General features: G+C 53.0%; 6 protein-coding genes. 3 read left to right on the forward strand and 3 right to left on the reverse strand.

The features are described from left to right. Positions 1 to 6: 6 nt before the first annotated feature. Complete coding sequence (locus tag APA10_RS09570) at positions 7 to 387, reverse strand: SDR family NAD(P)-dependent oxidoreductase (protein WP_250697693.1); 381 nt, start codon at positions 385 to 387, stop codon at positions 7 to 9. Between the two features lie 101 nt (positions 388 to 488). On the opposite strand from APA10_RS09570, the gene APA10_RS09575 reads away from it, so the two are divergent. Beyond that, positions 489 to 1,421 (forward strand): LysR family transcriptional regulator, encoded by a 933-nt coding sequence (locus APA10_RS09575; protein WP_003630704.1) that lies wholly within the window; start codon positions 489 to 491, stop codon positions 1,419 to 1,421. Here the strand turns inward: APA10_RS09575 and APA10_RS09580 are convergent. Continuing rightward, entirely contained in the window at positions 1,397 to 2,338 is a 942-nt protein-coding gene (locus APA10_RS09580) for an AEC family transporter (protein ID WP_003630705.1), read from the reverse strand. The two genes, APA10_RS09575 and APA10_RS09580, sit on opposite strands and share 25 nt — an antisense overlap. A gap of 81 nt (positions 2,339 to 2,419) precedes the next feature. On the opposite strand from APA10_RS09580, the gene APA10_RS09585 reads away from it, so the two are divergent. Beyond that, positions 2,420 to 3,325 (forward strand): LysR substrate-binding domain-containing protein, encoded by a 906-nt coding sequence (locus APA10_RS09585; RefSeq protein WP_174714374.1) that lies wholly within the window; start codon positions 2,420 to 2,422, stop codon positions 3,323 to 3,325. 60 nt (positions 3,326 to 3,385) lie between these two features. On the opposite strand, the gene APA10_RS09590 is transcribed toward APA10_RS09585, so the two are convergent. Next, positions 3,386 to 4,015 carry a LysE family translocator gene (locus APA10_RS09590; protein WP_003630707.1) on the reverse strand — a complete coding sequence of 210 codons (630 nt, stop codon included), beginning with the start codon at positions 4,013 to 4,015 and terminating at the stop codon, positions 3,386 to 3,388. Positions 4,016 to 4,221: 206 nt separating this feature from the next. Here APA10_RS09590 and APA10_RS09595 point away from each other — a divergent pair, with 206 nt between their 5' ends. Continuing rightward, positions 4,222 to 4,674, forward strand: coding sequence for an Lrp/AsnC family transcriptional regulator (locus tag APA10_RS09595; RefSeq protein ID WP_003630708.1), 453 nt, complete (start codon positions 4,222 to 4,224; stop codon positions 4,672 to 4,674). The last annotated feature ends 556 nt before the right edge of the window (positions 4,675 to 5,230 follow it).

Genomic DNA, 5,230 nt, shown 5'->3' on the forward strand with positions numbered 1-5,230 from the left:
TGAATTCTACAAAATGACCCGAAATTGCCTCAAGTGTGAGAAATCCGCGTCGAAATCTTCTTCTGTCACCTCGCCGAATAGCCCGCTATGGGACGTACCTGCCATGTTGACCAGATAATTGAAACGTTCGCTTCCCCATACGCGCAGCACGCGCCGGACTTCGTCGGCAAAGGCAGGAAAGGCGTGCGTATCTCCAGTATCGAGTTGCAGAGCGACTGCACGGGCTCCGCTGTGCTGGACACTTTTGACCACTTCATCAGCTGCGGATTTGTTGGTGTGATAGGTAAAGAGAGATGAGACGCCGCGTTGGGCGAGAGCTTCAACGGTTGCGCGGCCCAGTCCACGGCTTCCGCCCGTGACAATGGCAATGGTGTGTGCTTCTGGCATGGATATCTCCATCTGTTGAGAAACCTATCTTGGCCATAACGATGTCTGTTCGATAAGAGCACTCTTTCCGTCAGCATTGTTTTGCTCCATGAAACAATCCTATGGACAGGTTTGCGACACTTAATCTCTTTTTGCGCATTGTTGATCGTGGCAGTTTCACTGCCGCCGCTGCGGACTGCGGTATTTCGCGTCCGGTAGCGACTGCAGCGATCAAAACATTGGAACAAAGACTTGGCACGCGGTTGCTACATCGCTCAACACGTCATGTTCGACCTACCGAGGAAGGCGCTACCTACTATCGCCGGTGTGTGGCGATCCTGGCGGATCTTGAGGATGCAGATCGTGGCGCGAGTGGTGCTGTAGCAGGTCTGTTGCGGGTCCATGTGATTGGGCGTCTGGCGCGGATGATCCTGCTACCAGGGCTTCCAGATTTTATGACAAGGCATCCGGCATTGACCGTTCATCTCGGTGAGGGCGAACGGTTTGTTGATTTGGTGCGCGAAGGGGTGGACTGCGTTGTACGGGCTGGAAGCCTGTCGGACAGCGACATGATCGTCCGGCCTCTCGGCGTGATGGAGGAGGTGACGCTCGCCAGCCCAACCTATCTGGCGCGGCACGGAATGCCTGCCTCTCCTGACGATCTCGAGGGGCATCAGATGATCGGCTTCGTATCCTCACGTACCGGTCAGCCCCTGCCATTGGAGTTTACGCGCGGAGAGGATGTGATTGAGAGGTCACTCCCTGCACGTTTGTTGGTCGGGGGCGTGGATACCTATGCCGAAGCAGCCAGGCTCGGTTTTGGCATCGTGCAGGTTCCACGCTATGGATTTGCCGATGATCTTGCAAATGGCACCTTGATCGAGGTTCTCCCGGATTTCCCTCCAATGCCAACGCCAGTTTCGGTGCTTTATCCGAGCAACAGGCTGCTTTCTCCGCGTGTGCGGGTGTTCGTGGACTGGCTGGTGGAGATTATTGGTCCGAGACTTTGTCAAAATGCCGATGAGCGTTCCTACGCGGGTGCAAAGGCGAGGTAGAGCGAGATTGTTGCAATCGAGAATACGGTGGAGGCAAGTACCACACGTCCGGTAAGGGCTGCTTCACGATCATAGAATTCCGCCAGCATGAACGAGCCCGTTCCTGTTGGAAGTGCGGCAAGAAGCACGGCAATGTGCGTCATCGCAGGGGGCAGATGGAGCACTGGTGCTGCAATAATCCATGTCACCAGAGGCTGGGCGAGCAGCTTCAGGCCAACAAGAATGGCCGCTGTCGACGGGCGCGCAGATGCGGCACCGGCCGAATTTCCGGCGAGGAACAGACCGAGGGCGATCAGGGCGCAGGGCGATGCAGCTCCGCCGAGAAGCTTCAGAAAAGCATGCACGGGTCCTGGCAGGTGGCCACCCGATACCATGACCAGGCCACCAAGTGCTGGTGCCACCAGTAAAGGATTTTTCACTAAAGAAAAAAGGGTTTTTGCGACGATATCACGCGGCCGTGCTTCGGTTTGCAGTCCAGCCTCGATTAAAATGATTGCTATGACAAACAGCACACAGACCGTTACGATCGTGGCAATGAGAGTGGGGGCCATGCCGGTATTGCCAACAAGAGACAGGACGAGCGGGAAACCGACAAACCCTGTATTGGCGTAACTTGCGTTCAGTCCGTCAATGGCGGCATCGGCAAGGTGATGTCCTGTTGAAACCCGCCAGCACAGCGTCCCGGCAAACACGATAAAACAGCCAAGCGTGAACGCCGCAATAAATCCCGGTTCCCACAGATCGGTCATTTTTGCATTTGCCACGATGTCGAACAGCACTGCAGGCAGCGCAAGATAGACCACGAGCCGATTGACTTCGCGCGTGGCATTGGGACCCAGTGCGCCCGATTTGCGTGCGATCCATCCGGTGAGAATGAGGGCAAAGATAGGCAGGACGATCAGTAGATTGTTCAGCATCAAGGACCTCTGGAACTTACCAAAGGCGTGACGGTAACGGAGGCTATCGATATAATCCAATACTCATATGGTTTACGATCAATGCTTTCAGGGTATCAGATGGACACGCGACATATGCGGTTTTTCATGGCTTTGGCCGAGACGCTTCATTTCGGGCGGGCCGCCGAGCGAATGAACATGAGCCAACCGCCGTTCAGTCGTCAGATTGCGATGATTGAGCGTACGTTGGGCGTGAAGCTGTTTGAGCGAAACTCGCGCAGCGTGGCTCTCACCCCAGCCGGGAAACACTTCATGGAAGACTGTCGAAATGTGCTGGGGCAGTTTGAAGACGCCTGTCGAGATGTCAGGCTGGTTGCCAGCGGCATGAAAGGCGAATTGCGCTTGGGATTCATGATGCATGCTGCTCACAGTGTCGTGCCGGAACTTGTGCAGCTTTATGCAAAGGCAAGGCCTGATGTTCGCCTTGTCCTTGATGAACGCACGCCGACAGAGATCGATGAGATGCTGGTGGCTGGAACACTGGATGCGGCTGTAACATTTGATTGCGGATATGCGCCGCACCTGCAGACAGTGCTGTTGGCCAGAGAACGGTTACGCATTATCATGAGGGAAGACCATCCTCTTGCCACGGTCGGGCAGATCTATCCTGAGAAACTCCGCGAGGAGAAAGTCATCGCGGCACCCGCCGCGACAGCGCCGGCTCTGCGATCTGCAATTAACAGCTATTTTTCGGCCAAGGGAATTGTCCCGCATGTCGTGCTTGAACCGCGGTTGCAGCACACGATTATCCAGCTTGTTGCAAAAGGACTGGGCGTAGCCCTTATCCCTGCATCGCTGTGTACCGGAATGGGGACAGGGCTGATATCACGGACTTTGACAGACGCTCCCCAGCTTGATGTTGTTCTTCGTGCGCCGATGACTACAAAAAACCCCGCAGTTTCGGCATTCATGGAAATCGGGAAATCGATACAGCGGACTTCACTCTAAACCCACAAAATCTGTGAAATAAAGCCTGTTTCCAATTTCTTCGCTTTCCATACTCCTTCGTCATGAGTGGAATAATTTTATGATGTCTTCTGACGCCAGACCCAGACCAAGCAGGATCATGATCGCTCCAGATATATAGCTTGTTACAATGGACGCTCTGGGGCGGCTGCTTAATATTGTCCGTGCCCCAAATCCGACCATCAGATAGATGGATACGCAGTTTATTGTATGAACGCAGCCCAATATCGCGATCTGTAAAAAGATCGGCAATGATGACCCCGGATTTGTAAATTGGGGTAGAAGGGCAAGAAAAAACAGAAGAGCCTTGGGGTTCAGGCCGCTGATGGCAAACCCTTTGGTAATCCAGCGCCGAGCGCTTGTTTCGCGTTCATGTCCTTCTTTCGGTAGGGGAGGATGGCGCAAAAGGGAAATGCCCAGTTTTATGAGGTAGGCTGCACCTGCAAACGTCAGAAGGGTGACCGCGAGCGGCATGCCAGCGACAAGCGCACCGATACCACCTGCGACCGTTCCGGTAATGGCAATATATCCGAGGAACAGACCGAACACAGCAGGCACGACTGCGGCATGATCACGTATTCCGGCGGAAATGACATACGCCCAGTCAGCAACAGGGGTTGCGACAAGGAGGATGGAAATCGTCCAGAAAGCAAGAAGCGTATGCAAATTCATCAAACACGCATCGCTTTAGAAGGAAATTTACAAAGTTCCACGGCGTTTTCATGTGCTCTAATTATGTTCCTGATTGCCATCCATGTGATGCGAGAGAAGGTAGGATAGCGTAGATCTGCAGACATGAGGTTGCGTTTATGCCAACTGACCCGTTGATATTTGGCATTTGATTGCGTCGATATGATTATTTCTGATATAATATGTTAATGAAACTGGATACGATTGATCGGCGTATTCTTCGTGTTCTCCAAGAAGATGGCCGCTGCCCCAACAATGAACTTGCGAGGCGCGTTGGGCTCTCTCCATCCCCGTGCCTGCGCCGGGTGCAGATGCTGGAAGAAAGTGGTGTTATTGAAGGGTATGTCGTCATTGTGAATCCCGTAAAAGCCGGGTTCGGCGTGACAGCGTTTGTCAGGATATGGCTGACGGGAGAAGACGAGAGACAGTCCGAGCATTTCATCAAGGAAATCGGAAAACTTCCGCAGGTGACGGAAGCATACGTCCTTGCAGGAGACTGTGATTTCCTGTTGCGCGTCGTTGCGGAAGACCTTCCAGGATTACGACGTTTTCAGAGTGAACAGCTTGCACGCATCAAAGGTGTGCGGAGTATGAAAACGGACATCCCGCTCGTGAAGGTCAAGAACGCAAACTTTACGTAGTTTCTAAAATAACTGCGTTTTGATCCATTGATTGCGTTCCGTGCATACATTGTCACCATATGCAGTAAAGGATAGGCGTAGTCACCGTATATCATGCAGTTATTGCTTTGTTGTTTGCGGCGATTAGCCGTGCGGATCCGCACGTCATTCACCTCGATATCCCGCCAAGTAAAGCCCGGCAATAAATCGGGAAATTTCCTGATTGCGGTCATGTTTTTACCTGCATTGGTCCAGTGGACACACGGCAAAAAAGCAGAATATCAGGAAACCATTGTTTCCGTGATGAAGACCTGTTGATTATCTCCCTGCCACGACGGACAACGGCGTCACTGGATAGATCGGTTGGGACACTCATCAACACGGGCTTCTATCGTGGCTCTTTGGGAAAAAGGGCCGCAGACGCTCCATTTGTTCGTTCGTCAGCCAAAACAGGTCGCTCATCTCCAGTCACTTCACTGAGCCTGAATCAGATTTCCGCAATCAAATCATTAGGTCCTGATCCTAGCACTACAGTTGCATTTTGTGTCGTGAGTGAGCACGGATAGCGCTGGCCTGA

Origin of the sequence: Acetobacter pasteurianus subsp. pasteurianus LMG 1262 = NBRC 106471, assembly GCF_000285275.1 — a bacterium.
Lineage (GTDB): Bacteria > Pseudomonadota > Alphaproteobacteria > Acetobacterales > Acetobacteraceae > Acetobacter > Acetobacter pasteurianus.